The sequence below is a fragment of the Pseudodonghicola xiamenensis DSM 18339 genome (assembly GCF_000429365.1).
Taxonomy (GTDB): domain Bacteria; phylum Pseudomonadota; class Alphaproteobacteria; order Rhodobacterales; family Rhodobacteraceae; genus Pseudodonghicola; species Pseudodonghicola xiamenensis.
Window position 1 is genome coordinate 78796 of the sequence record NZ_AUBS01000014.1, and the last position, 26814, is coordinate 105609.

Consider the following 26814-nt stretch of genomic DNA (forward strand, 5'->3'; position numbering starts at 1 on the left):
TGGCGCGGAGCGCCATTCGGGCGCTCAGGTCAGCTTTTCGAGCAGGCGCAGGAAGGTTGTGCGGTCTTCCTCGCTCAAGGGCTCCAGCGTTTCGGCGGTGATCGCATGGGCGGCGGGAACCTGGCTGGCATAGAGCGCACGTCCCTCTGCCGTCGGGGTGAGGGTCAGGCGGCGCTGGTCGTCGGGGTCGGGGGCTGTGGCGATCAGCCCGCGCTTGCGTAGCCGGTCCGCGACCCCCTTGATCGTCGCTGCGTCCATCGCCGTGGCGCGGCCGAGTGCGTTCTGGGTGGCCTGGCCCAGCTCGCAGAGCTTGGCGAGGGCGGCGAATTGAGTCGAGGTCAGCTCAGGGATGCCACGGGCGAAGATCGCCAGATGCCGCTGGTTGGCCCGCCTGAGCAGGAAGCCCACCTGGGGATCGAGCCGATAGCTGGGCAGATTGTCATCGTGCTGGGTCATCAGTATCCCCCTTTGGGGCCAGTTTTGTTGACAGGGCGGGAGCGCTGTCTCAGAGTCTGTTTGTATACGAACAATAATCCTGTCCAACAGAGCGAGGGTGTGGCCATGAGCCTGTATCTGCGCCCCAGCGAATTGCAAGAGGCGCTGGCTGCTTTGGCGGCGGCACCGGTGCGGGTTGCTGCCGGATGCACCGATCTTTTCCCGGCGACGGAACGCGCGGCTCTGCCGGGGCCGGTGCTGGACATCACCGGCATTGCGGGCTTGGGCGGGATTTCCGAGACGCCGGAGGGCTTGCGGATCGGCGCCATCACCACCTGGGCCGAGATTGCGCGCGCCGCACTGCCGGGCGGCTTTGATATGTTGCGCCAGGCCGCGCGCGAGGTGGGCGCCTGGCAAATTCAGAACGCGGGCACCATCGGTGGCAATCTCTGCAATGCCTCGCCCGCCGCCGATGGGGTGCCGCCGCTGTTGGCGCTCGGGGCGCAGGTCGAGCTGGCCTCGACCGCGGGGACACGGCGGCTGGCTGTGGCGGAGTTCCTTCAGGGGCCGCGCCGCACCGCGCTCAACCCGGGGGAATTATTGCTGGCGGTGCATGTGCCGAAGGCGGCAGGGGCGGGGGCAAGTCGGTTTCTGAAGCTGGGCGCGCGCAAGTCGCTGGTGATCTCCATTGTCATGGTGGCGGTGCGGCTGGTGGCGCGGGACGGGCGTACGGCCGAAGTGGCGTTGTCGGTCGGCGCCTGCGGGCCGGTGGCCAGCCGTCTGCCGGCGGTGGAGGCGGCCCTGACCGGCCTGCCTCTGGCCGATCTGGCCAGGGCGATCCGGGCCGGGGATGTGGCCAATGCGTTATCGCCGATCGACGATATCCGCGCCGATGCGAGGTATCGGCAGGGCGCGGCGGTGGAAGTGCTGCGGCGGGCGGTGGCGGATTGTGCGGGGGCCCTGGCATGAAGGACACGGTCGGGATTTCGCTGACGCTCAATGGCACGCCGGTTCTGCTCGAGGCGGCGCCGGGGCGGCGGCTGTCCGAGGCGCTGCGCGGCGATCTGGGGCTCACGGGCACCAAGGTGGGCTGCGACGCGGGTGATTGCGGCGCCTGCACCGTGCTGATCGACGGCCAGCCGGTCTGCGCCTGCCTGACCCCGGCGATCCGTGCCGAGGGGCGTGCGGTGGTGACGGTCGAGGGGCTGGCGGCGCGGACTGCCGATCTGCAGGCGGCCTTTCTGCGCCATGGCGCGGCGCAATGCGGCATCTGCACGCCCGGGATGTTGACCAGCGCCGCGGCGCTCTTGGAGGTCAACCCGGCGCCGACGCGGGCAGATGTGGAGGTGGCGCTGGGGGGCGTGCTCTGCCGGTGCACCGGCTATGCCAAGATTATCTCGGCCGTGCTGGATGCGGCCGGGCAGGGGGGGCGGCCCGATCCTGTCGACATGCTGGGTGCCGGTCAGGCGGTGGGGGCGCGGATCGAACGGCTCGATGGCGCGCCCAAGGTCGACGGGCGGGAAAGCTTCGCCGCCGATCACATGCCGGCGGGGGCGCTTTGGGTGCGCGCCCTGCGGGCACCGCATTTCGCGGCGTGTTTTACGCTGGGCGATGTCGGGGCTTGGGCTGCGGCGAAGGGCGTTCAGGTCTTTACCGCGGCGGATATCCCGGGGCGCAACCTCTTCGGGGTGATCCCCGATTGCGCCGATCAGCCCGGGCTGGCCGATGGCCGCGTGCGGATGCGGGGCGAGGCGGTGGCGGCCATCGCCGGGGAGCCGGCGGTGATCGAGGCGTTGGAGCTCGATGATTTCCCAGTCACCTGGCAGGAGGAACCGGCGCTTCTTGAGACTGCCGCGGCGCGGGCGGCCGGGGCGCCGCTTCTGCATCCGGGGCGCGAGGGTAATATCCTGATCGGTGGCTTGGTTCATACCGGCGATCCTGAGGCGGGCTTTGCCGGCGCTGTCCATATCGCCGAAGGGCAGGCCGAGACCGCCTTTGTCGAACACGCCTATATCGAGCCCGAGGCGGGTGTCGCCTGGATGGAGGGCGACGTTCTGGTCATCCGCGCCTGCACCCAGGCGCCGGTGATGGATCGCGACGACATGGCCTGGCTGATGGGCCTGCCGCAGGACCGGGTGCGGGTGATCCCCTCTGCCATTGGCGGTGGGTTCGGCTCCAAGCTCGATCTTTCCCTGCAGCCGCTGATCGGGTTGGTGGCCTTTAAGACCGGGCGGCCGGCGCGGATGGTTTATAGTCGCCGCGAAAGCATGGCCTCGACCACCAAGCGGCACCCGGCGAAGATGGTGGCGCGGGCTGGTGTCGATGACGAGGGTCGGTTGCTGGCGATGGAGTTCGACGGCGATTTCGACACTGGCGCCTATGCCAGCTGGGGACCCACCGTGGCGGTGCGGGTGCCGGTTCATGCCTCTGGCCCCTATCGCATTCCGAATTACCATGCCGAGGCGCGGGCGGTGCATACCAACGGGCCGCCTTCGGGCGCCTTCCGCGGCTTCGGGGTGCCGCAGGCGGGTATCCTGCAAGAGACGCTGTTCGACGATCTGGCGTTGATGGCCGGGATCGACCGGCTGGAGTTCCGCCGCCGCAACGCCCTGCGCGATGGTGATCGCAGTGTCTGCGGGCAGCAGATGCAGGGGGTGGGGATCGGCCCCTGTCTTGATGCGCTGCAAGACCCCTGGGTGCGGGCGTTGGAGGCGGCGGAGGCGTTCAACGCCGACCATCAGGGCGTGAAGCGGGGCGTCGGCGTCGCCTCCTGCTGGTATGGCTGCGGCAATACTGGCATGCCGAACCCCTCGACCATGCGGCTGGGGATCACACCCGAGGGACGGCTGCGGCTGCACCAGGGGGCCACCGATCTTGGTCAGGGATCGAATACGGTGATCCCGCAGATCTGCGCCGATGCGCTGGGGGTGCCGCTGTCCGAATTCACCTTCATCGGCCCCGATACCGCGCTGACCCCGGATGCCGGCAAGACCTCGGCCTCGCGCCAGACGGTGGTGTCGGGGAATGCCGCTTATCTCGCCGGCAAGGCGCTCAGGGCGAAGCTTCTGGCGCTGAGCAATATGGGAGAGACCGCCCGCATCGGGTTCGAGCCGGGCGCCGTCATCGTGACGGATGGTGCGGAGCGGCGGCGGATCGACCTGGCGGGGCAACCGGTTGATCCCCATGGCTATGCCCTGGCGGTCGAGGAAAGCTATGATCCGCCGACCGAGGCCTTGGATGAGAACGGGCAGGGGCGGCCCTATGCCGTCTATGGCTATGGCGCCCATCTGGCAGAGGTCGAGGTCGATCTGGCGCTGGGCACCGTTCGGGTGATCCGGCTGACCGCGGCGCATGATCTGGGCCGGGTGATCAACCCGATGTTGGCCGAGGGGCAGATCGAGGGCGGCGTGGCGCAGGGGCTGGGTCTGGCGCTGATGGAGGAATTCATTCCGGGGCGGACCGAGAACCTGCATGATTATCTGATCCCCACCGCGGGCGACATGCCCGAGATCGTGCCGATCCTGATCGAGACCCCCGACCCGGAGGGTCCCTATGGCGCCAAGGGGCTGGGCGAACACGCGCTGATCCCCACCGCGCCGGCGATCCTTAACGCGATCCGCCATGCAAGTGGGGCAAAAATCACCCGGCTGCCGGCGCTGCCGCATCGGGTCCTGGCAGCGATCCGGGAGGCGCAGGGATGAGGGGGGCACGCGCGAAGCTCAGGCTGGTAGGACAGAAGGCTGGTTCTGCATGTCGGGGCAACGCATCTTCAGTATATGTCTCACCAAAGGCCGTTTCGCGTCAACGACAGTTCAGAATTGAGAAGGGTAGCGACTGCCTGGGCGGGCGCGAATGCGCCTGCCGGGGGGCAGGCAGGCGTAGCCCGGCGTGCCGCCGGGCGGTACCGGTGTTCAGCGCGCTCCTGGTTCGCAGGAGGGCCTGACATGACCGACCAACCCCGTTCCCGCGCAGAAAAGATCCGCTGCGATGCCTGTCCGGTGATGTGCTATATCGCCGAAGGCCGCGCCGGGGCCTGCGACCGCTATGCCAATCAAGGCGGCCGTATCGTCCGTTGCGATCCGCTGACCGTGCTCGACCGCAGGATCGCCAAGGGCGACGAAGTCCGCCCTTTCCTCAAGGCCGAATGGGATGGCCGGCTGATCCATGACGACGATCTCTTCGTCACCGCGGTGGGCGCCGGCACCACCTATCCCGATTACAAGCCCGCCCCCTTCATCGTCTCGCGCGAGGTCGATGGTGCCGATTTCGTTACCGTGGTGACCGAGGCGATCTTTTCCTATTGCGGCGTCAAGGTGAAGATCGACACCGACCGTCACCTGGGCCCCGAGGGCGCGGTGATCCGCGTCGGGGGCGAGGCGGTGGGGCTGATGATCACCTCGGAATACGGCTCGCAGATGATGTCCTTGGGTGGGGTCGATCACCTCACCGGCGGCTCCAAGCCTGAGGGCCGCATCACCTGCGACACGCTGATGCGGCTGTGCAACCGCGAGGCGGTGGAACTGGCGGTCGACGGCGGCGCCACCGTCATCGTGCAGGCGGGCCTGCCCCCCATCGTCGATGGCCATCGCGAGGAGCGGATGCGCGTCGGCTGCGGATCGGCCACCATCGGCATGTTCGCCAGCCAGTGGCAGGGGCTGGTGGAGGAGGTGGTGGTGGTCGACGATCATATCACCGGCGTGGTCAGCGAACATCAGGCCGGCAAGGTGCTTGGCTGGCCCGACACCGGGATCAAGATCAACGGTCGCCGCTCCACCCCCGGGCGCTATTTCCAGGTGGCGGAGCCCGGGCTGGGCTGGGGCGGCACCGATATCACCGATCCGCTGACCATCCTGGGCGCCTGGAATCCGAAGAAGGGCGCACACCCGGGGCTGAGCCTGTTGATGGTCTCCACCACCGGGGAGCAATACGGCTATTACGTGCTCGATGCCGATCTGGTGCCGCAACCGTATCCGCTGCCCGAGAGGCTGAAACCCTCGGTCGACCTGATTGCCGAGAATTGCGAGCCCGCGCTTTGCACCGTGATGTTCATGGGCGGCGCCGGTGGCTCGCTGCGCTCCGGTGTGACGAAGAACCCGGTGCGGCTGACCCGTTCGGTCCAGGCCGAACGCACCCGGGTGACAGTGGGGGGCGCGCCGGCCTATGTCTGGCCGGGCGGTGGCATCACCATCATGGCCGATGTGACCCGGATGCCCGACAATGCCTTCGGCTATGTGCCCACCCCGGCCATCGTCGCGCCGCTGGAATTCACCTTGCCGCGCGCCGAATATCGGGCGCTCGGTGGGCATGATGACAAGGCCCGCCCGATTGACGACATTCTCGAACACGGTGGCGAATATGGCGCCGATCTGCGCGCCGTGCCCCCCGCGGACAAGGCGGGCTGAGATGTCTGGCCCTCAGGTCGCCTTTCTGCCCGACGGGCGGCGCCTGCACCTGCAGCACGGGCCGATCGACCTGATCCTCGACGCCGAGGGGCCGGGGCGCGCCGCCGCATTCGAGGCTGCGATCCGGCGGTTCGACACGGTGCTGGAGGAGCTGGTGGCTGAACTCCCCCTGCTGCGGACGCCGGTGGGCGCCCGGCCCGGGGGCGCCATCGCCCGGCGGATGCACGCGGCGACAAGGCCCTTCGCGCCCGACTTCATCACTCCCATGGCTGCCGTCGCCGGCGCCGTGGCCGAGGCGGTGCTGGCGGCGATGCGTGAGGCCGGCGAGCTGACACGCGCCTATGTCAACAACGGCGGCGACCTGGCGCTGCATCTGTCCCCGGGCGCAAGCTTCACCGCGGCGCTGGCGGGCGGCACACCAGGGCGCGCGGTGATCGGGGCCGACATGCCGGTGCGCGGCATCGCCACCTCTGGCCGTCATGGTCGCAGCCATTCCCTCGGCATCGCCGACAGCGTCACCGTGCTGGCGCGTACTGCCGCCCAGGCCGATGCCGCCGCCACGATGATCGCCAATGCGATCGATCTGCCGGGTAGCGCCAAGGTGACCCGCGTGCCGGCGCGCAGCCTCGCCCCCGACAGCGATCTGGGCGACCGGCTTGTCACCGTCGATCTCGTCCCGCTCAGCGCGGCGGAGGCCGCCTTCGCCCTCTCCCGCGGAGCCGCTTTTGCCGAGATCTGCCGCGACGGGTCACTTATCATCGCCGCCGTGCTGTCCCTCGCGGGCCAGTCCCGCGCGGTCGGCGCGGCGCAGACATTGCAACTCAAGGACCAAACCCATGCCCGACTTCCCCCTGCGCAAGACGATGATCTTCATCGAGGATATTCACCATGACGGCGGTTCGCCCGCCAAGCTGCCGCGCCGCCGCGCCGCCATCATCGCCATCGTCAAGAACCCTTTCGCCGGGCGCTACGTCGAGGATTTGCGCCCGGCGATGGATGACCTCAAGCCGCTGGGCCTGATGATGACCGACCGGCTGATCGAGGCGATGGGTGGGATCGAGGGGATCGACGGCTATGGCAAGGCGGCGCTGGCCGGCGAGGGCGGTGAGCTGGAGCATACTGCGCTCTGGCACGTGCCGGGCGGCTATGCCATGCGCGAGCGGCTGGGCGAGGCCAAGGCGATCGTGCCCTCGGCCATGAAGGTCGGCGGCCCTGGCACCCGGGTCGACGTGCCGCTGGGCCATATCAACGCCGCCTATGTGCGCAGCCATTTCGATGCGATGGAGGTGGGGGTGGCCGATGCCCCGCGCGCGGGCGAGCTGCTCTTCGCCCTGGCGATGAGCCGGGGGCCGCGTATCCATAACCGAATGGGCGGCCTCGCCGCAGAGGAGGTCAGGGGGGAGGATGGGCTGCGCTGATCGCGCGGCCCGCTGCCTTTCTTTTTCTGGCTAAAAGTATCCCGGGGACTGAGCAGGCTGCCCGGAAACGCTCCGGCGGAGCGTTTCGCCTGCGAAGGGGCGGAGCCTCAGAGGGGGCAGCGCCCCTGCTTTCCCGAGGGGAACGACTTACCGCCGCCAGTCGAAAAAGCCGGGGCCTGCGCGGTCCAGCAGATCGCGGGCCATCTCGGTCCCGAGGGCTGCGCCATCTTCGATCGGGCAGCTCCGGTCGTCGGCGATCGCCTCGGAACCATCGGGGCGCAACACCTCGCCCCTCAACCGCAGGCTGCCGCCGGACAATTCCGCCAACCCGGCAATCGGCGTTTCGCAAGACCCATCGAGCGCGGTCAGAAAGGCGCGCTCGGCAGCAAGCCGCTGGCCGGTCGGGGTGTCGTGGATCGCCGCCAGCATCCCGGCCACGCGGGTATCGTTGCTGCGCCGTTCGATGCCGATGGCACCCTGCGCGATGGCGGGCAGCATCTGCTCCGGTTCGATCGGGGTCGCCGGCACATCCGTCCGTCCCAGCCGGTTGAGCCCCGCCATGGCGAGGAAGGTGCAATCGGCGATGCCCTCGTCCAGCTTCTGCAGTCGGGTCTGCACATTGCCGCGGAATTCCACCACCGTCAGATCGGGCCGCCGGTTCAGCAACTGCGCCCGCCGGCGCAGGCTGGAGGTGCCGGCCACCGCGCCCTGCGGCAACCCGTCCCAGCCCGAGAGCCCCGGCGACACGAAGGCGTCGCGCACATCTTCGCGCGGCAGGTAGCAATCGAGGACCAGCCCCGCCGGTTGCAGCACCGGCATGTCCTTCATCGAATGGACCGCGATGTCGATATCGCCGCGCCGCAGCTGTTCTTCGATCTCCTTGGTGAAAAGCCCCTTGCCACCCAGTGTCTTCAGCGCGGTATCCTTGGCGATGAGCGCCGCATCATCGCCGGTGGTCTTGATCACCACGATTACGAAAGCCTCCGGCGGCAGGTCGAAGGCCACTGCCAGCCGGTCACGCGTCTCATGGGCCTGGGCCAGGGCCAGGGGTGAGCCGCGGGTGCCGATTTTCAGCGGCGCGGCGGGGGTGGGCAGAGCGGTTTTCATGGGGTTCTCCTTTAGTCGGAGCCCTGCTGCCTGGCAACCGTGGGCTTGACAAATGCCTGCGCGAAAGGGACGCGTAGCCGGGATATGAAAGGGGGCGGATATGAGCAAGGACAAGAAACTGCTGCGGTCGCTGCGCGGAGAGGTGCAAGAGGTGCCGCCGATCTGGATGATGCGGCAGGCGGGGCGTTACCTGCCGGAATATCGCGCCACCCGCGCCAAGGCGGGGGATTTTCTCAAGCTCTGCTATACCCCCGATCTGGCGGCCGAGGTGACGCTGCAGCCGATCCGCCGCTATGGCTTCGATGCCGCCATCCTCTTCGCCGACATCCTGCTGGTGCCGCAGGCGCTGGGGGCCGATCTGTGGTTCGTGCAAGGCGAGGGGCCGCGGCTTTCCACCATTGCCGAACAGTCGGATTTCGATGCCTTGAAGCCGGTCGATGCCATTCACGACACGCTGGCACCTGTCTATGAGACCGTGCGGCTCCTGGCGCGCGAGCTGCCCGAGGATACCGCGCTGATCGGCTTCGCCGGCGCCCCCTGGACGGTCGCCACCTATATGATCGCCGGTCGCGGCACCCCGGCGCAGGAGCCGGCCCATGCGCTGCGCCAGGGTAATCCCGCGCTCTTCGATACTCTCATCGCGCGGATCACCGAGGCGACGATCGAATATCTTTCGGCGCAGATCGAGGCCGGGGCCGAGGTGGTGAAACTGTTCGACAGCTGGGCCGGATCGCTGAAGGGGGCGGCCTTCGACAAATATGCGATGGAGCCTGCACGGGTGATCACCGAGGCGCTGAAGGCCCGTCACCCCGGTATCCCGGTGATCGGCTTCCCGCGCGGCGCGGGCGAGAAATACGCGGGCTTCGCCAAGGCCTCCGGTGTCGATTGCGTGGCACTGGATCAATCTGTGGATGCGGGCTGGGCTGCGGCCCATGTGCAGATCGACGGCTGCGTGCAGGGCAATCTGGCGCCCGGGCATATGGTCACAGGCGGGCAGGCGCTGATCGACGAGACCCGGCGGATCGTGCGGGCGTTTTCGAAGGGCCCGCATATCTTCAACCTTGGCCATGGGATCACGCCGGAGGCGGATCCGGAGAATGTGCGGCTGATGGTCGATACTGTGCGGGAAGGTGCGCGCGGCTGATCGCGAAGGGGGCGCCCCTTCGGGGCGTGCCTCCGGCGGCCGTATTTGCGACGAGAAGAAGCGACAGGTTGCGTATGTCCTGTCTATTCGAGTTGGGGCGGTCGGGCCGGCGCCTGGTTGCCGGGGTCCATGTGCCGATGGAAGCTGCGTGACGCAAGGCCGGGTCGCGGGAGACATGTGCCGGATCGGCATCCCCTGCGCGTAGCCGATCCGGGGCGGACAGGAGGCTCTGCCGCGACGCCTGCGGCGATGCCCGGGGATGTTTCTGGCCAGAAAAGATGAGACGTGGGGTCACTTCGGGGCCCGGTTTTCTTTTGGCGGACGGCGTGTTTCCCTTTCGGGCGAGGAGAGAGGGAGGAGAGACCATGGCGGTCGTGGATTATGAGGTCGACGGGCGGATCGCTTGGGTCACGCTGAACCGGCCCGAGGTGATGAATGCGATCAATGACGAGTTGCCGGTGGAACTGGCGGCTGCGGTGGCGCGGGCGGATGCCGATCCGGGGGTGCATGTGATCGCGCTGTCGGGGCGGGGGCCGGCCTTTTGCGCGGGCTATGATCTGACCTATTATGCCGAGGGCAATGGCAGCGGTGAGGTGACGCAGGAGATGCCTTGGGATCCGATCAAGGATTACAGCTTCATGTGGCGCAACACCCAGCATTTCATGTCGCTCTGGCGGGCGATGAAGCCGGTGATCTGCAAGGTGCATGGAGCCGCGGTGGCAGGGGGATCGGATATCGCGCTTTGCGCCGATCTGACGGTGATGGCCGAGGAGGCGACCATTGGCTACATGCCTGCCCGCGTCTGGGGATGCCCGACCACGGCGATGTGGGTTTATCGGCTGGGGGCGGAGCGGGCCAAGCGGATGCTGTTCACCGGTGACAAGATTTCGGGCCGGGAGGCCGCCGATATGGGGTTGGTGCTGGAAGCGGTGCCGGCGAATCGGCTGGACGATCGGATCGAGGAGCTGGCGGCGCGGATGGCGAGCGTTCCGATCAATCAGCTCGCCATGCAGAAGCTGGTGGTCAACCAGGCGATCGAGCAGACCGGGATGATGCAGACCCAACGGCTGGCGACCATCTTTGACGGCATCACCCGGCATTCGCCCGAAGGTATCAACTTCAAGACTCGCGCTGAGGCCGTGGGCTGGAAGCAGGCGGTGCGGGAGCGCGACGAGGGCAGTTGGGACTGGACCTCGAACGAAGAGCTGCCGCGCCGCAATCGTTAGCGGCGCGCCCCTTCAGCGTTGCGAGATCTGCCAGTTCGGGTTGATCCAGGGGGCGGCGTTCTCCGGGGGCAGGGGCGCACGGCCCAGGATATGGTCGGCGGCCTTTTCGCCGACCATGATTGACGGTCCGTTGAGATTGCCATTGGTGATCTGCGGGAAGATCGAGCTGTCGGCAAGGCGGAGGCCTTCGACGCCGATCACCCGGCACTGCGGGTCGACCACCGCCATCGGATCGTCGGCGCGGCCCATGCGGGCGCTGCCGCAGGGGTGATAGGCGCTTTCGACATGATCCCGGATGAAATCGTTCAGCGCATCGTCACTTTGCACAGCCTTGCCCGGCTGTATCTCGTGCCCGGCGAAGGGTTTGAAGACCTTCTGAGCGAAGATTTCACGGGTCAGCCGGATGCAGGCGCGGAAATCGCGCCAGTCGTCTTCGTGGCTCATGTAATTGAAGGCGATCTTCGGTGCCGCCATCGGGTCGCCCGAGGCGAGCGTCACCGCGCCCCGGCTTTTCGACCGCATCGGGCCGACATGGGCCTGGAAGCCATGTCCTTCGGCTGCCGCCTGACCGTCGTAGCGCACGGCGATGGGCAGGAAGTGATATTGGATATCCGGGTAGCGGACGCCTGCGCGCGACCGGACGAAGGCGGCGCTTTCGAATTGGTTGGAGGCGCCGGGGCCGCCCTTGGTCAGCAGCCATTGGGCTCCGACGAAGGTCTTGCCGAGAAGGTTCCAGTATTTATAGAGGCTGACCGGCTGGGTGGCAGCCATCTGCAGATAGAGCTCCAGATGGTCCTGCAGGTTCTGGCCGACGCCGGGGCGGTCGGCCACCACTGCGATGCCGTGCTCTGCCAGGTGCGCCGCCGGGCCGATCCCCGACAGCATCAGCAGCTTCGGCGAGTTGATCGAGGAGGCGGCAAGGATCACCTCGCGCCGGGCGGCGATCACCTCGGTTCGGCCCTTGCGCAGGACCTCGACGCCCTTGGCGCGGTGGTCTTCGATCACCACGCGTTGGGCGTGGGCGCGGATCAACTCGCAGGTGGAGCGTTTCAGCGCCGGTTTCAGATAGGCCTCGGCTGCCGACCAGCGGCGGCCCTGCCAGATGGTCGCCTCCATCGGGCCGAAGCCTTCCTGCTGTTCGCCGTTGTAATCGTCGGTGGTGGGATAGCCGGCCTGGCGACCTGCTTCGACAAAGGCGCGGGTCAACGGGTTGTCGCGCTTGCCGCGGGTGACGTGTAGCGGGCCGTTCGTGCCGCGCCAGGCAGGATCGCCGCCATGGCCGCCGTCGTGCCAGCTTTCCATCCGTTTGAAATAGGGCAGTACATCGGCATAGGACCAGCCGTCGGCCCCCATCTCGGCCCAGGTGTCGAAGTCGCAGGCATGGCCACGGACATAGACCATGCCGTTGATCGAGGACGATCCGCCGATCACCTTGCCGCGCGGGGTGGCGAGGCGGCGACCGCCCAGATGCGGCTCGGGCTCGGACTGATAGCCCCAGTCGTAGGTCTTCATGTTCATCGGATAGGAGAGCGCGCCGGGCATCTTGATGAAGGGGCCCGCATCGCTGCCGCCGTGTTCGATGACGATGACCGAGGCGCCGGCTTCGGACAGCCTGTAGGCCATGGCGCAGCCGGCGGAGCCGGCGCCGACGATGACGAAATCCGCTTCCATCGCAAGTCTCCTCAATAGGGAGCTTCGGTGGGGGTCAGCGCGACATAGACGGATTTGAGCTGCGAATAATGCTCAATCGCCGCATGGCCGTTTTCCCGCCCGAAACCCGAGGCCTTGACACCGCCGAAGGGCATTTCCACCGGCGTGAGATTATAGGTGTTGATCCAGGTGGTGCCGGCCTTGAGCTGCCCGATCACCCGGTGGGCGCGGGTCAGATCGGCGGTGAAGACACCAGCGGCCAGGCCGAACTGGGTATCGTTGGCCCGCGCGATCACTTCGGCTTCATCGTCAAAGTCGAGCACGGCCATGACCGGGCCGAAGATTTCCTCGCGCGCGATGGTCATCTGGTCAGTGACATCGGCGAAGACGGTGGGGGTGACGAAATGGCCGCTGCGGTTGGCGCGGCTGCCGCCGGTGATCAGCCGGGCGCCTTCGGCTTTGCCGGCCGCGATATAGGAGAGGACCTTTTCCATCTGCGCCGCGCTGATCAGCGGGCCGAAATTCACCGCCTCGTCCATCGGGTCGCCCATGACGACACCTTGCAGCCGTTCGGTCAGCCGGGTCAGGAATTTCTCCTTGATGCCCTTCTGCACGAAGACGCGGGTGCCATTCGAACAGATCTGGCCGGAGGAATAGAAATTCCCCAGGATCGCACCGGAGATGGCATTTTCGATATCGGCATCATCGAAGACGATCAGGGGGGATTTCCCGCCCAGCTCCATCGTCACATGCTTCAGCCCCTCGGCTGCGGCGGCATAGACCCGGCGGCCGGTAGGGACCGAGCCGGTGAGCGAGACCTTGGCAACGCGCGGATCGGTGGACAGTGCGGCACCGACCGGTCCCATGCCCTGTACCACGTTGAACAGACCCGCAGGCGCCCCGGCCTCGATCAGGATTTCGGCCAGCTTCAGGGCGGAAAGCGGTGTCATTTCAGAGGGTTTGAACACCATGGCATTGCCGCAGGCCAGCGCCGGGGCAGCCTTCCAGCTGGCGATCTGGATCGGATAGTTCCAGGCGCCGATGCCGGCGCAGACGCCCAGGGGTTCCCGCACGGTATAGGCGAAATCGGCCCCCAGCGGGATATGTTCCCCGGTCAGCCCGGCGGCGATGGAGCCGAAGTATTCCAGCGCATCTGCACCACTGGTGGCATCGGCGACCAGGGTTTCCTGCAAGGGCTTGCCGGTGTCGCGGGTCTCCAGCTCTGACAGCTTGCGGTTGTTTGTGCGCATGATCTCGGCCGCGCGGCGCAGCACGCGGCCACGTTCGCTGCCGGAAAGTCTTGCCCAATCCGCCTGGGCGCGGGTGGCGGCGTCAAGCGCTTGGTCGATCAGCGCTGGCGTGGCAGCATGCAGGCGGGCGATCTCCTCACCCGTCGCGGGGGAGATTACCGGGATCGGATCGCCGGCGGCATCTTCTATATATAGGCCGTCGATGAAATGGCTGGCGGGCGGTTGGCAAAGCGCGGTCATGGGGCACCTCGGGGCTTGATCGGGCGGGAGAGTCGCCGTGATCGGAGTTCGGGCAGAATAGGGTCTCTAGACCGTATATTGATTGACCAGTCAATCAGTGCGGTTGCGAGAATCCCAAAATTATGGTTCTTGAGTCGGAATAATCGAAAATGGGGAGTGATCATGACGTTCAGACTGTCGATTTCGGCTTTGGCCCTGGCGGCCATGGCAAGCGCCGCGAGCGCCGCGGACTGCGGTAAGGTGCGGTTTTCCGATGTGGGCTGGACCGACATCACCGCGACCACGGCGGCCACCACCACGGTTCTGGGGGCGTTGGGCTATGACACGGATATCAAGGTTCTGTCGGTGCCGGTGACCTATACCTCGCTCGCCAAGGGGGACATCGACGTCTTCCTGGGCAACTGGATGCCTACGATGGAGGCCGATATCGCCCCCTATCGCGACGCTGGCACCGTCGACACGGTGCGCGCCAACCTACAGGGGGCGAAATACACGCTGGCCACCAACGAGGCTGGGGCCAAGCTGGGCATTACCTCGTTCAAGGCCATCGCCGAACACGGCAAGGACCTGCATGCCACGATCTACGGGATCGAGCCGGGCAATGACGGCAACCGGCTGATCATGGACATGATCGACGCGGATGCCTTTGGACTGAAGGGCTTCAAGGTCAAGGAAAGCTCGGAACAGGGGATGCTGGCGCAGGTGGCCCGTGCTGACCGCAAGGATGAGCCGATCGTCTTTCTCGGCTGGGAACCGCATCCGATGAACGCCAATTTCAAGATGACCTATCTTGAGGGTGGCGATGATTGGTTCGGTCCGGATTTCGGCGGCGCCACGGTCTATACCAATACCTCCGCCGGTTATGTCGAGGCCTGTCCGAACGTGGGCAAGTTCTTGCAAAACCTCGAATTCTCCCTGGCGATGGAGAATGAGATCATGGGCGCCATCCTGAACGACGGCACCAAGCCCGAGGCAGCGGCCAAGACCTGGCTGGCGGCGCATCCGGATGTCCTGGGCCCCTGGCTGGACGGCGTGACCAGCAAGGACGGCGGCGACGCCATGGCCGCGGTCAAAGCGGCGCTGGGGCTCTGACCCGCGTCGGGCCCTGCCGGCGGCGGGGCCTTTCCGGCGATTGACAGCGCCTGTCCTGCGGGCGCCAATGATCCGCGGACGATGCCGTCCGGCGGGCGTGCGGTTGCATGGTCTCTCCGACAGGCTGTGACGCCCGCGAACAGGGCCCGCGATGGCCCTGAAACGATACTGAACAACAAGGCGAGCTGAATGACCTGGCTGAGCGATCACAAGATCCCCATCGGTGATGGGGCGGAGGCGTTTTTCCTCTGGTTGCAGGATCACGGCGGGTGGTTCTTCGATGGGCTCTCTGCCGCGATGGAAAGTCTGATCGGCGGTATTCTCTGGGTGCTGCAGACACCGCCGCCGCTGATGGTCATTGCCGTCTTCGTTGCGATCACCTGGGGGCTGCAGCGGAACTGGAAGACCTGCCTTTTCGTGGCGCTGGGATTCCTGTTCATTCTCAACCAGGATTACTGGATCGAGACCACCGAAAGCCTGACGCTGGTTCTGTCGGCCTGTGTCTTCTGCATGGCGATCGGGGTGCCGATCGGCATCGCCGCTGCGCATCGGCCACGGCTTTATCAGGCACTGCGCCCGATCCTGGACCTGATGCAGACGCTGCCGACCTTTGTCTATCTGATCCCGGCCATTGTGTTCTTCGGTATCGGCATGGTGCCGGGGCTGCTGGCAACGGTGGTCTTCGTGGTGCCGGCGCCGATAAGGATGACGCATCTGGGCATCTCCTCCACCCCGCAGCCCTTGCTCGAGGCGGCGCAGGCCTTTGGTGCCACCGGGCGGCAGACCCTTTATAAGGTGGAGCTGCCCTATGCATTGCCGCAGATCATGGCGGGGATGAATCAGACCATCATGCTGTCGCTGTCGATGGTGGTGATCGCCGCGCTGGTGGGGGCCGACGGGCTGGGGGTGCCGGTGCTCCGCGCAATCAATACGGTCAATATCGCACTTGGCTTCGAAAGCGGTTCGATCATCGTGGTGTTGGCGATCATGCTGGACCGCATGCTGCGGATGGAGCGTTAACCCATGACCACGGCAGTGAAATTCGACAATGTTTCCATTATTTTCGGCGAGGCGCCCGAGGCGGCCTTGCCGCTGATGGACAAGATGCAGTCCCGCGCCCAGGTGCAGGAGAAGACCGGCCAGGTTCTGGGGGTTCATGATTGTTCGCTCGAGGTGGAAGAGGGCGAAATCCTGGTGCTGATGGGGCTGTCGGGGTCGGGCAAGTCCACGCTTCTCAGGGCGGTGAACGGGCTGAACCCGGTGGCGCGCGGCGATGTGCTGGTCAGGGATGGCGGCCAGATGGTCAGTGTCACCGGGGCCGAGGCCGCCAGTTTGCGCCATATCCGCCAGCGGCAGGTTGCCATGGTGTTCCAGCAGTTCGGCCTGCTGCCCTGGCGCAGCGTGCGCGAGAATGTCGGGCTGGGGCTGGAGCTGTCCGGCGTGCCCAAGGCCGAACGCGCCCGGCGGGTCAATGACCAGCTTGCGCTGGTGGGGCTTTCCGATTGGGCCGATCACAAGGTGGCCGAACTGTCGGGCGGCATGCAGCAGCGGGTCGGTCTGGCCCGCGCCTTCGCGACCGAGGCGCCGATCCTGCTGATGGATGAACCCTTTTCCGCGCTCGACCCGCTGATCCGGACCCGCCTGCAGGATGAGCTGCTGGACCTGCAGAAGACGCTGAAGCGCACCATCATCTTCGTTAGCCACGACCTGGACGAGGCATTCAAGCTGGGCAATCGCATCGCCATCATGGAAGGCGGTCGGATCGTCCAATGCGGCACGCCGCAACAGATCTTTTCGCAACCTGCCGACGATTATGTGGCTGAATTCGTGGCGCATATGAACCCGCTGGGGGTGTTGCGCGCCTGCGACGTGATGGGGCCTGCGAGCGGTGAGCCGGACCATAGCGTCCTGCCGACTGCACCCATTCAGGAGGTCATGGCCCGTATGGTTGCGGCTGGCGGGTCCCTCGGGGTCGTCGAAGGCGGGCAACTGCTGGGCGAGATCACGTCCGATGCGGTTCTGACGAAGCTTCTGGACCCGCGTGGTTGACTGTGTTCTCCTGCTTCTAGTCCGCGTCAAGACGGGCTGTGCAGGGGGAGTTTGTCGTGGGCCAGACAGTATTTGCCCAATTTCACGGCGACGCGATTAATTGTTGTGCGATTTTTTCGCCGTGTTGCCCGGGAACGATGCGGCACTTCGCCGATCCCTTGCTGTTCCGTTAACGAGGGAGGCTGATCGTCTCATGGGCCACACCGATACACAGTTTGATGAAATGCTTGCCGGCCTCGATCAGGCCCGGCCGCCTTACGAAGGCTATTACGATTGGTTTTGCGGCGAAGACCTGAAGGGGCTCCGGCGCAAATCGGCAGAGGCCGAGGCGTTCTTTCGCCGGATCGGCATCACGTTCAACGTTTACGGACAGGAAGAGGCCGACGAGCGGCTGATCCCCTTCGACATCGTGCCGCGGATCATCTCGGCACGCGAATGGGCCAAGCTGGAGCGCGGCATCGAACAGCGGGTGCGGGCGATCAACGCCTTCTTGCACGACATCTATCATCGCCAGGAAATCCTGCGCGCCGGGCGCATTCCGCAGCATATCATCGCGGGGAACGATGCCTTTCTGCCGCAGATGATCGGGGTCAATCCGCCCGGCGGCGTCTATACGCATATTGTCGGCGTCGATCTGGTGCGTACCGGCGAGGACGAGTTCTTCGTGCTGGAAGACAATGCCCGCACGCCCTCCGGCGTCTCCTACATGCTGGAGAACCGCGAGACGATGGTGCAGATGTTCCCCGAACTCTTCACCCAGCTGAACGTGCGTCCGGTTAGCTCTTATCCGCAGCTTCTGCGCCGCTCGCTGTCGGATTGCGCGCCGCAGAACTCGCCGAACGGAAAGCCGGTGGTGGCGGTGCTGACGCCGGGGATCCACAACTCGGCCTATTTCGAACATGCCTTCCTGGCGGACCGGATGGGGGCCGAACTGGTCGAGGCTCACGATCTGAGGATCGAGGATGGCCGCGTGGCGATGCGCACAACGCAAGGTTATCAGCCGATCGACGTGATCTATCGCCGGGTCGATGACGATTATCTTGATCCGCTGACCTTCAATCCCGAGAGCCTGCTGGGTGTGCCGGGGATCATGGATGTCTATCGCGCCGGAAATGTGACGCTGGCCAATGCGCCCGGCACTGGCATCGCCGACGACAAGGCGCTCTATTCCTATATGCCGGACATCATCGAATTCTATACCGGCGAAAAGGCGATCTTGCCCAACGTGCCGACCTGGCGCTGTTCCGAACCCGATGCCTTGGCCTATGTGCTGGAGCATCTTCCGGAACTAGTGGTGAAGGAGGTTCACGGCTCGGGCGGCTATGGCATGTTGGTGGGGCCGGTCGCCAGCAAGAAGGAAATCGCCGCCTTCGAGAAGAAGTTGCGGGCCAAGCCATCGAATTACATCGCCCAGCCGACCCTGTCGTTGTCGACGGTTCCGATCCTGACCAAGGCGGGGCTGGCGCCGCGCCACGTGGATCTGCGGCCCTTCGTGCTGGTGTCGCCCAACCGGATCGACATGACGCCGGGCGGGCTGACGCGGGTGGCGCTGAAAAAGGGATCCTTGGTGGTGAACTCGTCGCAGGGCGGCGGCACCAAGGATACCTGGGTTCTGGGAGACTGAGACATGATGCTGGGAAAGAACGCCGGCGGACTGTTCTGGATGTTTCGTTATCTCGAACGTGCCGAAAATATCGCCCGCCTGCTGGAAGCCGGCTGGTACATCGCGCTGACCCACGCCAAGGACGACGGATCGAACGAGTGGGAATCGATTTTGATCACGGCGGGAATGAATGCCGCCTTTCTTGAGAAATACGAAAGCTATGATGCGCACAGCGTGATCAACTTTCTGCTGCGCGAGCGGTCCAACCCCTCAAGCGTGATGAGCGCGATCGAGGCGGCGCGCTCGAACGCGCGCATGGTGCGCACCGCCTTGTCGGGCGAGGTCTGGGAGGCGGTCAACGAATGCTGGATGGAGCTGAAGGCAATCCTGGCCCGGCCGGTGACGGAACGCAATCTGCATGAAACCCTGACGTTGGTGCGCAACCGGACCTCGGTGGTGCGGGGCGCGTTGCATGGCACCATGTTGCGGAATGATATCTACGCCTTCGCGCGGCTTGGCACTTTCATCGAACGGGCCGACAACACGGCGCGGATCCTGGATGTGAAATATTACGTGCTGCTGCCCTCGGCCTCGTTCGTCGGCTCAAGCATGGATAACGTCCAGTGGGAGGTTGTCCTGCGGTCGGTTTCGGCCGAGCGGTCCTATCACTGGCTGAACGGTGGCGATGTCACGCCGCAGGGAATTGGGGAATTCCTGATCCTCGACAAGCGGGTGCCGCGATCCCTGGCGTTCTGCTATCTGAAGATCGGTCAGTACCTTGATCTTCTGGAAGAGGAATACGGTGTGCGGCAGGACAGTCAGGTTCTGGCGCATAGCGTTTGCGCGCGGCTGGACAAGGCGACGGTGGAAACGATCTTTGACGAGGGGCTGCATGAGTTTCTGAGCGCATTGATCGCTGATACCGGATCGCTTGCGCATCAACTTGAAACCGATTTCCGGTTTTACGGATAAAAGACATGCGGCTGAATATTTCCCACAAGACCACCTATGAATTCGAATTGCCGGTCTACTATGCGCTGCAGCAGCTCAGGCTGACACCGCTGAGTTCTGAAGGACAGCGGGTCATTGACTGGTCCTCTTCCATCTCTGGTGGCAGAAAAGAACTGCAATTCGAGGATCAGTTCGGCAATTTGACCGAGCTTGTCACGATCGAGCCTGGTGTGTCCCGAGTCGAGATCCTCACCGAAGGGGTGGTCGAGATCGAAGACCGAAACGGGGTGATCGGGGCCCATCGCGGGTTCGCACCGCTGTGGCTGTTCAAGGATAACGCTGGGCTGACGGCGAACGGGCCACAGCTGCGCCAGCTTGCCGGCCGTATCCGGGCGGAGTTCAAGGAGCTGGGCGGGATCGAGCCGCTGCATGCGTTGATGGCCGAGATTGCCGGGGCGGTGGACTATGAAACCGGCCATACCGACAGCACCACCACCGCCGAGGCGGCGCTGACCGCCGGGCGCGGGGTCTGCCAGGATCATGCCCATATCATGATCGCGGTGGCCCGGCTTCTGGGATATCCGGCGCGCTATGTCAGCGGCTATCTGCTGCTTGATGCGGTGGTGGATCAGGACGCTGCCCACGCCTGGGCCGAGATCTGGACCGAAGGGCTGGGCTGGGTCGGCTTCGATGTGTCGAACGGAATCTGTCCCGATGCCCGATATGTCCGGGGGGCGACCGGTCGAGATTATCGCGATGCCGCCCCGGTGCATGGTTTGCGGCAGGGGGCGGGGGAGGAGACGCTGCATGTCTCCTTGCAAGTTCAGCAATAGGCTGGTTGATAGGCGCGGTCGCGAAAGAGGTGCCGTCATATGACCTATTGTGTGGGACTCATGCTGAACCGGGGGCTGGTGTTCATATCGGACACCCGCACCAATTCGGGTGTCGACAATATCTCTACCTTCCGGAAGATGTTCACCTGGGAGGTGCCGGGAGACCGGTCGATCACCCTGATGACGGCAGGCAATCTGGCCACGACGCAATCGGTGGTCAGCCTGCTGGAAGAACGCAGCAAGGAACCGGCGGCGCGTCAGCCCGGTATCCTCGAAGCCAAGTCGATGTTCCAGGTCGCCACCTTTGTCGGCAATACGCTGAAAGAGGTGATCGCCACCCATGCCGAAGCTGGCCAGCGTGCCGATGCGGCGTTCAATGCGACGATCATTCTGGGTGGGCAGGTCGCCGGGGGAGAGCCGCGGTTGTTCCTGATCTATCCGGAGGGGAATTTCATCGAGGCCAGCTTTGATACCCCCTATTTCCAGATCGGGGAAACCAAGTATGGCCGTCCGATCCTGGTGCGCGCCTATAATCCCGAGATGACCTTTGAAGAGGCGATCAAGCTTCTGCTGGTGTCGTTCGATTCGACCATCAAGGCCAATCTTTCGGTCAGCCTGCCGTTGGACGTGCATGTCTATGAACGCGACAGCCTGCGGACGGGGCAGCTGTTTCGGATTCAGCAGAACGATCCCTATTTCGAAGAGATTTCGAACGGCTGGGGCATCGCCTTGCGCGATGCCTTCGGCCAATTGCCGGACTTCAGTTTTCCCGACGATGCGGAGTGAAGCGGGCTGATCTGTCGCGGGGACGGGGGAATTGCCTCGGGCGCGCAAAGCGGGCAGAGTGGCGCCATGAAAGCCCTTGGTTCCCTTCGACTGTTCGGTGTCCTGCTGGTGATGGTCCTGACCATTGCGACGGGGGCCCTGGGCTTCGCTCATCGCCTTCCTTCGGCTGATCAGCAGGCTTTGGACGCTTATGTTCTGGCTGGAGGCAACCCCGCGGATATCTGCGGCGGGGCAGGGGGGAACCGGGACGATCATCATTGTCCTGCCTGTTCCCTGACCGGTGCCGTGGTGCCTCCCGATCCGGTGGGCTTGGTCCATCGCGCGGAATATCATTACATCGCCCAGATCATCACTCCGCGCGAAAACCGCGCAGTGCGCGCGGTTCTTGATCCGGCGCTGGGGCTGCGGGCGCCTCCGCTGGCCTGATTTCGCCTGTCGTTCGATTCGCCTCGCGGTTCCGCACGCGGCGAGGCCGATCAATCTTTCAGCTTCTCGGACTTTCAGATTATCTGAGCTGCCCCGCTTCGGTGTCGGGGTGGCGTCTTCCGAGTTCACGGCGTCGTGGAGAGACGTCCCTTTCTTCGCGGCCCGTGTCCGGTCAGATCGTTCTGCGTGTGAGGTCTGGCCGACTTTCCCGCCGGGTGGCGACCCGGCGGGCTTTTTTTATAGGGGTCGAGTGTTCCGAAATCTGAACGATTTCAGAGCTCGGTTGAGGGGCTGAAACCGGCGTTATTGGCGTGATGTAAATTCACTGCCGAGAGAGCTGCGCGCCGCTGTCGTCTGTTTCGGGGATCGAGATTTCCTTCGAAATGCGATCGAGGTCGTTTGTCAGGCTGTCGATTTCATCCATCGGGATGTTGCGTAGTTTCCGAGATGTTTCCTCGCGGTGCAGGGCAAGCGCCGTTTGAAAGATCTCCAGCCCCTCTTTGGTGATCGAGGCGCGAAATGATCTGCGATCCCCGGGTGCAATGGACTTGGCAACATAGCCGTCCTTTTGCAGTCGCGCGATCAGCCCCGAGACATTGCCGTTGGTCACCTTGAGCTTGGCGGAGAGCTCGGACATGGAAAGACCGTCGCGAAATCGGTAAAGCTGCGCAAGGGCGTCGAATTTCGCAACGCTCAGTCCTGCACCAGCCATCAGCGCGGTGTTCAGGTCATCGAAGATCCGCCGGCGCAGCCTGAGAACCTGAAACCAGAACCGGGCCTCGGCCATCTCACGCTCGGTCATAGGCGTCTCTCCCTCAGCGAAGATGTCCTGCCGGTTATCGTCGGTCAGAGGGAGAGAGGGCTGGCTCATATGAAATTCCCGTATTTTATTCGGTTTATTTTTCAGTGTTTTAATTTGATTCTGTTTTGTTTCGAATATTGTTCTGAATTGTGCGTGATTGAAGTGCTTCCGGATATGTTGTTTTCATATAGTTGTCTTATGAAATTTTATTGTCACCTTTGATGGTGTGACGGGTCAAGCAATAAGAATTTCTTTCCGCTTTCGACGTGCGGATAAAGATATCAATTTTCCTCGGCCGTCGAGCAAGCGGTGAGGCCCCCGTCGGCACAAGGATATGACGCCGGTATCGGGGGCAGGCTGTCGTGGGAATTCAGTTCGAATTGGCCACAGTCGCTGGACCCGCTCGACCGAAGGGGCGGGAGTGGGTCCAGCGCAGGCTGGTTTTGATCGTTAGTTTGGGGGGCTCAGATCACCTTGCCCGGATTCAGCAATCCCTTGGGGTCAAGCGCTGTCTTGATCGCTCGCATCGTGGCGATTTCGGCCTCGCTGCGCGAATAGGGCAGCCAGTCGCGCTTGTAGGTGCCGATGCCATGCTCGGCCGAGACCGATCCGTTGCGCGCCCGCACATGGCCATAGGCGATGCGGCAGATCCGCTCCGGCAGCGACGGATCGGTTGAAGGCAGATCGAGTGTCAGGTGCAGGTTACCGTCGCCGACATGGCCGTAAATATAGATGATGATGCCGGGCACCGCGGCCCTGAGCTCGGCGGCGCAGGCACTGGCAAAGGCCTCCATGTCGCCGACAGCCAGGCTGATGTCGAGATTGTAGAGATTGACGATAGGCCGGATCGTGGCGCCGAATTCGCGCAGGCTCCAGAACCGGCGGGCATCGGTGAGGGATTGCGCCACCAGCGCGTCCTGCACATAGCCCTCCTCCAGCGCCGCCTCGAGCGTTTCCATCAGTCCGGTGCCCTCGGCCTCGATGATCACGGTGAATGGGGGCACCTCGGGGAACAGGCCCTCACCGCCGCCGAAGACGAAGAAATCGCTCCACATCACCTCGAAGGCCGAGATCACCAGGTCGCGGCGGGCGCGTTCCAAGAGGCGGATCACCGCATCGAAACTGTCCAGCGCGCAAAGCGCGGTCTCGACGGCGCGGGGCAGCGGTTTCAGGGCCAGCACCGCCCGGGTCACTACCGCCAGCGTGCCTTCCGATCCGGCGATCAACTGACCCAGGGCATAACCGCTGTTGTCCTTGGTGACCTTTGACAGGTGCGACAGCACGGTACCATCGGCCAGCACCGCCTCGATCCCCAGAAGGTGCTGGCGGGTCATCCCCTGGCGGATCACCCGCAGTCCGCCGGCATTGGTGGAAATGACCCCGCCCACCTGGCATGATCCGCGCGCACCAAGGTCGATCGGCAGCAGGAGTCCCGCCTCTTCTGCAGCACGTTGGGCGGTTTCCAGCACGGTGCCGGCGCGCACCGTCATGGTGCCGGCGATGGGGTCGATCTCGTCAACGCCGCTCAGCCGCGACAGCGACAGCGCCACTTCTCCGGGCTTGACGTTGGCGCCGCCGGCCAGCCCGGTCATGCCGCCCTGAGGCACCACCGGCTGGTTGTGGCAATGGCAGATTGCCAGCGCCTGCGATACCTGAGCCGTGCTCTCGGGGCGCAGCAACGCGATCGGCAGTTCATCCGTGGTGAGCTCGGCCGTCTTGTCCGACAGTTTCGCGACCTCTGCCATCTCGGGGCCGGTCAGGCAGCCTCCCGGCCCCAGAGCGGCCTGCAATTCCCTGATCAGATCGGCTGTCATCTTCTGCCCCGCTTTATTTGACCTGCTTCAGGCATTCTCTGTTCCGCACGGCGGGTCAATCTCTTGATGTCGGAAACGGGGTCGTCAGCCCGGGACGGTCCATTGCTGCATAATCTCTGGTCGTGGCGCGCTGATTGGTCGGTCGTGTGCGCCTGCGGGAAATCGCTGCGCTCCGCATGTGGACTTGCCACATTTCGCAGAGATCCTCATACCTTATAGTTCCGGCGCCGCGTGCGCGGGTCTGACATATGGCTTCAAACAGATGGCGGTATCGCCGACGGAGAGACCGGATGCCCAATTCCGTGCCGACGCTCGCAGTGTTTCGAAATCGGACCTTCCGTATGCTGTGGATTGCCACGCTGGCATCGAATTTCGGCGGTCTGGTGCAATCTGTGGGCGCTGCCTGGATGATGACGACGCTGACGTCGTCACAGGCGATGGTGGCGCTGGTGCAATCTTCCGTCACCCTGCCGATCATGATCTTTTCCCTGACTGCGGGGGTCTTCGCCGACAATTACGACCGCCGCAAGATCATGCTCTGGGCCCAAAGCTTCATGTGCGTGGTATCGGTTGTCCTGGCCTTCATGGCCTACGAAGGGTTGCTGTCGCCCTGGTCGTTGCTGTTCTTCACCTTCATGATCGGTTGCGGCACGGCGCTGCACACGCCCTCCTGGCAGGCCTCGGTCGGGGATATCGTCACCAAGGAGGAGTTGCCGGCGGCGGTTTCCGTGAACAGCATGGGGTTCAACATGATGCGCAGCGTCGGGCCAGCGGCCGGCGGCGCGATCGTGGCCCTGGCCGGTGCGGCGGCCGCCTTCGCGGTGAATGCCTTCAGCTATATCGCCATCATCGCGGCGCTGTTCGGCTGGCAGCCGCAGCGGCCGCCCAGAACCTTGCCGCGCGAACCTTTCGGAAGCGCCTTTGCTGCCGGACTGCGTTATGTCGCGCTGTCCCCGAACCTGATCCGCATCATCCTGCGGGGGTGCCTGTTCGGGGTTTCAGCCGTCGCGGTGTTGGCGCTGTTGCCGCTGGTGGTGCGCGATCATCTTGCCGGAAATGCCTTGACCTATGGGGTGCTGCTGGGCTGTTTCGGCTTCGGTGCCGTCGGCGGGGCGCTGGCCAATGGTCGGTTGCGGGAGAGATTTCGTAACGAGACCATCACCCGCATGGGCTTTGCTGGATTCATCGTCACCTTCGCCGTGCTGGCGCTCAGCCCTTCGGCGATGCTCAGCGGCGCCTCATTGCTGTTGGCTGGCTTTTGCTGGGTGATCTCGCTGTCGCTCTTCAATGTCACCATGCAGCTTTCCACGCCGCGCTGGGTGGTGGGGCGGGTGCTGGCGCTCTATCAGACCGGCACATTCGGAGGCATGGCCGCAGGAAGCTGGATCTGGGGTGCGATTGCCGAACAGGCCGGGCTCGTAACCGCGCTCTTCGTCGCCTGCGGTGCCCTGTTCGCGGGCATCATCGTCGGACTGGTGGCGCCCTTGCCCGACTCGCATGATCTGAACCTCGATCCGCTGAACCGGTTCACCGAGCCGCCTTTGCAGTTGGATATCAAGCCGCGCAGCGGGCCGATCATGATCATGGTGGATTACGAGATCGACCAGAACGATGTTCCCAGGTTTCTCGAGCTGATGGGGCAGCGCCGCCGTGTCCGCATCCGGGATGGGGCGCAACAATGGGCGTTGCTTCGCGATCTGGAAAACCCCGATCTGTGGACCGAGTCCTATCACGTGCCCACCTGGGTCGAATATATCCGCCATAACGAACGCCGCACCCATGCCGACGCTGGGGTCTTCGAACAGCTTCGCGCCCTGCATAAGGGAAGGGAGTCTCTGAGGGTTCATCGGATGATCGAACGCCAGACGGTGTCGCCCCGGGACGATATCCCCCGTCGTGCATCCTCGGCCTCTGCAGCACGAGGGTAGAGCCGGCGCCGGCTGGGTGATCTGTCGGTTTGTCACGGCTGTTCGCTTCCACCTTCCGGAGATTCCTTCTGTTCTGTCGCTTTGACGTGTCTGTCGGGTGATTCAGGTGGGGGTGGGATTCTGGTGATTTTGTGGTGGGATTCTTGGGTTTTGTGGGTATGTCTGTGGATAAGGCTGTGGGGGATTGTTGGAGGGGCGGGGCGAGTCGTTTTGGGGGAGGGATGAGGGAGTGATCCTGGTGGAGCGGGGGAGTTTTTTGATTTTCTATCCTGTTGAATACAAAGGGATTTTCGATAAAGTTCGGGTTGCGTGACAAAAACTTCAAAAAAGGGGTTGCGGGGTTTGTGTGTTATCCGTAAAAGCCCCTTCACCGGCGGCGCTGAGGCGCTACGGGGCGCCACGGAGGCGGACGGAACGGAAGGCGGCGGAGCTGCTGGAGGGACCCGAAGTCGAGGTGGTGGACGGAAATTCAGAGGAATGATCGGGCGGGCGCGCCGAAAGATAGGGCGCACTGGTCTGGTTTTTGTCTCTACGCTCTTTGAAAACTGGATATCTGAAGAGATATGTGGGCGGTTTGGTCCAATCGATGGATCGGTCTCGCATATCGCGCTGGTAGGGTTTCGGCCCGATGACCAGTGTCAGCTTCACTGTTTGTACG

General features: G+C 64.4%; 22 protein-coding genes. 16 read left to right on the forward strand and 6 right to left on the reverse strand.

The features are described 5' to 3' along the window. Nucleotides 1–24 precede the first annotated feature (24 nt). Nucleotides 25–456 (reverse strand): MarR family winged helix-turn-helix transcriptional regulator, encoded by a 432-nt coding sequence (locus tag G455_RS0113140; protein ID WP_028094130.1) that lies wholly within the window; start codon nucleotides 454–456, stop codon nucleotides 25–27. Between the two features lie 105 nt (nucleotides 457–561). Between G455_RS0113140 and G455_RS0113145 the strand changes: the two genes are divergently transcribed. The 5 genes from G455_RS0113145 to G455_RS0113165 all read left to right on the forward strand — a co-directional run bounded on the left by G455_RS0113145 (nucleotide 562) and on the right by G455_RS0113165 (nucleotide 7255). Continuing rightward, on the forward strand, nucleotides 562–1404 hold the full coding sequence (locus G455_RS0113145) for an FAD binding domain-containing protein (protein ID WP_028094131.1): 843 nt from the start codon (nucleotides 562–564) through the stop codon (nucleotides 1402–1404). Beyond that, the gene (locus G455_RS0113150) at nucleotides 1401–4136 is read left to right on the forward strand and encodes a molybdopterin-dependent oxidoreductase (protein WP_028094132.1); all 2736 of its coding nucleotides are present in this window, start codon (nucleotides 1401–1403) and stop codon (nucleotides 4134–4136) included. The genes G455_RS0113145 and G455_RS0113150 overlap by 4 nt, the downstream gene beginning before the upstream one ends. 243 nt (nucleotides 4137–4379) lie before the next feature. Beyond that, nucleotides 4380–5837 carry a 6-hydroxynicotinate reductase gene (locus G455_RS24060; RefSeq protein WP_051312474.1) on the forward strand — a complete coding sequence of 486 codons (1458 nt, stop codon included), beginning with the start codon at nucleotides 4380–4382 and terminating at the stop codon, nucleotides 5835–5837. Nucleotide 5838: 1 nt separating this feature from the next. Further along, complete coding sequence (locus G455_RS24065) at nucleotides 5839–6729, forward strand: UPF0280 family protein (protein WP_084437069.1); 891 nt, start codon at nucleotides 5839–5841, stop codon at nucleotides 6727–6729. Continuing rightward, nucleotides 6674–7255, forward strand: coding sequence for an amino acid synthesis family protein (locus G455_RS0113165; protein ID WP_028094133.1), 582 nt, complete (start codon nucleotides 6674–6676; stop codon nucleotides 7253–7255). The genes G455_RS24065 and G455_RS0113165 overlap by 56 nt, the downstream gene beginning before the upstream one ends. Nucleotides 7256–7402: 147 nt before the next feature. On the opposite strand, the gene hemC is transcribed toward G455_RS0113165, so the two are convergent. Next, nucleotides 7403–8362 (reverse strand): hydroxymethylbilane synthase, encoded by a 960-nt coding sequence (hemC, locus tag G455_RS0113170; RefSeq protein WP_028094134.1) that lies wholly within the window; start codon nucleotides 8360–8362, stop codon nucleotides 7403–7405. A gap of 100 nt (nucleotides 8363–8462) precedes the next feature. Here hemC and hemE point away from each other — a divergent pair, with 100 nt between their 5' ends. Then, the gene (gene hemE / locus G455_RS0113175; protein WP_028094135.1) at nucleotides 8463–9506 is read left to right on the forward strand and encodes a uroporphyrinogen decarboxylase; all 1044 of its coding nucleotides are present in this window, start codon (nucleotides 8463–8465) and stop codon (nucleotides 9504–9506) included. Between the two features lie 278 nt (nucleotides 9507–9784). Beyond that, complete coding sequence (locus tag G455_RS0113180) at nucleotides 9785–10732, forward strand: crotonase/enoyl-CoA hydratase family protein (protein ID WP_268246086.1); 948 nt, start codon at nucleotides 9785–9787, stop codon at nucleotides 10730–10732. Nucleotides 10733–10744: 12 nt separating this feature from the next. On the opposite strand, the gene betA is transcribed toward G455_RS0113180, so the two are convergent. Continuing rightward, nucleotides 10745–12403, reverse strand: coding sequence for a choline dehydrogenase (betA, locus tag G455_RS0113185; protein ID WP_028094137.1), 1659 nt, complete (start codon nucleotides 12401–12403; stop codon nucleotides 10745–10747). An 11-nt stretch (nucleotides 12404–12414) separates the two neighbouring features. Further along, complete coding sequence (gene betB, locus G455_RS0113190; RefSeq protein ID WP_028094138.1) at nucleotides 12415–13872, reverse strand: betaine-aldehyde dehydrogenase; 1458 nt, start codon at nucleotides 13870–13872, stop codon at nucleotides 12415–12417. A 162-nt stretch (nucleotides 13873–14034) separates the two neighbouring features. Between betB and choX the strand changes: the two genes are divergently transcribed. The 8 genes from choX to G455_RS0113230 all read left to right on the forward strand — a co-directional run bounded on the left by choX (nucleotide 14035) and on the right by G455_RS0113230 (nucleotide 21612). Further along, nucleotides 14035–14964 carry a choline ABC transporter substrate-binding protein gene (gene choX, locus G455_RS0113195; protein WP_028094139.1) on the forward strand — a complete coding sequence of 310 codons (930 nt, stop codon included), beginning with the start codon at nucleotides 14035–14037 and terminating at the stop codon, nucleotides 14962–14964. Nucleotides 14965–15153: 189 nt separating this feature from the next. After that, nucleotides 15154–15984, forward strand: a complete 831-nt coding sequence (choW, locus tag G455_RS0113200; protein ID WP_028094140.1) for a choline ABC transporter permease subunit — start codon at nucleotides 15154–15156, stop codon at nucleotides 15982–15984. A 3-nt stretch (nucleotides 15985–15987) separates the two neighbouring features. Continuing rightward, nucleotides 15988–17013, forward strand: a complete 1026-nt coding sequence (gene choV, locus G455_RS0113205; protein ID WP_028094141.1) for a choline ABC transporter ATP-binding protein — start codon at nucleotides 15988–15990, stop codon at nucleotides 17011–17013. A 193-nt stretch (nucleotides 17014–17206) separates the two neighbouring features. Beyond that, nucleotides 17207–18637: a circularly permuted type 2 ATP-grasp protein gene (locus G455_RS0113210; RefSeq protein ID WP_028094142.1), complete on the forward strand. Its 1431-nt coding sequence runs from the start codon at nucleotides 17207–17209 to the stop codon at nucleotides 18635–18637. A 6-nt stretch (nucleotides 18638–18643) separates the two neighbouring features. After that, complete coding sequence (locus G455_RS0113215) at nucleotides 18644–19588, forward strand: alpha-E domain-containing protein (RefSeq protein ID WP_028094143.1); 945 nt, start codon at nucleotides 18644–18646, stop codon at nucleotides 19586–19588. A 5-nt stretch (nucleotides 19589–19593) separates the two neighbouring features. Next, nucleotides 19594–20400, forward strand: a complete 807-nt coding sequence (locus tag G455_RS0113220; protein WP_028094144.1) for a transglutaminase family protein — start codon at nucleotides 19594–19596, stop codon at nucleotides 20398–20400. Nucleotides 20401–20439: 39 nt separating this feature from the next. Further along, complete coding sequence (locus G455_RS0113225) at nucleotides 20440–21186, forward strand: proteasome-type protease (protein WP_028094145.1); 747 nt, start codon at nucleotides 20440–20442, stop codon at nucleotides 21184–21186. Between the two features lie 66 nt (nucleotides 21187–21252). After that, on the forward strand, nucleotides 21253–21612 hold the full coding sequence (locus G455_RS0113230) for a hypothetical protein (RefSeq protein WP_028094146.1): 360 nt from the start codon (nucleotides 21253–21255) through the stop codon (nucleotides 21610–21612). Between the two features lie 322 nt (nucleotides 21613–21934). Here the strand turns inward: G455_RS0113230 and G455_RS24070 are convergent, their stop codons facing one another. Next, entirely contained in the window at nucleotides 21935–22414 is a 480-nt protein-coding gene (locus G455_RS24070; protein ID WP_051312476.1) for a MarR family winged helix-turn-helix transcriptional regulator, read from the reverse strand. A gap of 464 nt (nucleotides 22415–22878) precedes the next feature. Continuing rightward, nucleotides 22879–24228 (reverse strand): FAD-binding oxidoreductase, encoded by a 1350-nt coding sequence (locus G455_RS0113240; protein WP_028094147.1) that lies wholly within the window; start codon nucleotides 24226–24228, stop codon nucleotides 22879–22881. Nucleotides 24229–24518: 290 nt separating this feature from the next. Here G455_RS0113240 and G455_RS0113245 point away from each other — a divergent pair, with 290 nt between their 5' ends. After that, nucleotides 24519–26156, forward strand: a complete 1638-nt coding sequence (locus G455_RS0113245) for an MFS transporter (protein WP_028094148.1) — start codon at nucleotides 24519–24521, stop codon at nucleotides 26154–26156. Nucleotides 26157–26814: the final 658 nt, after the last annotated feature.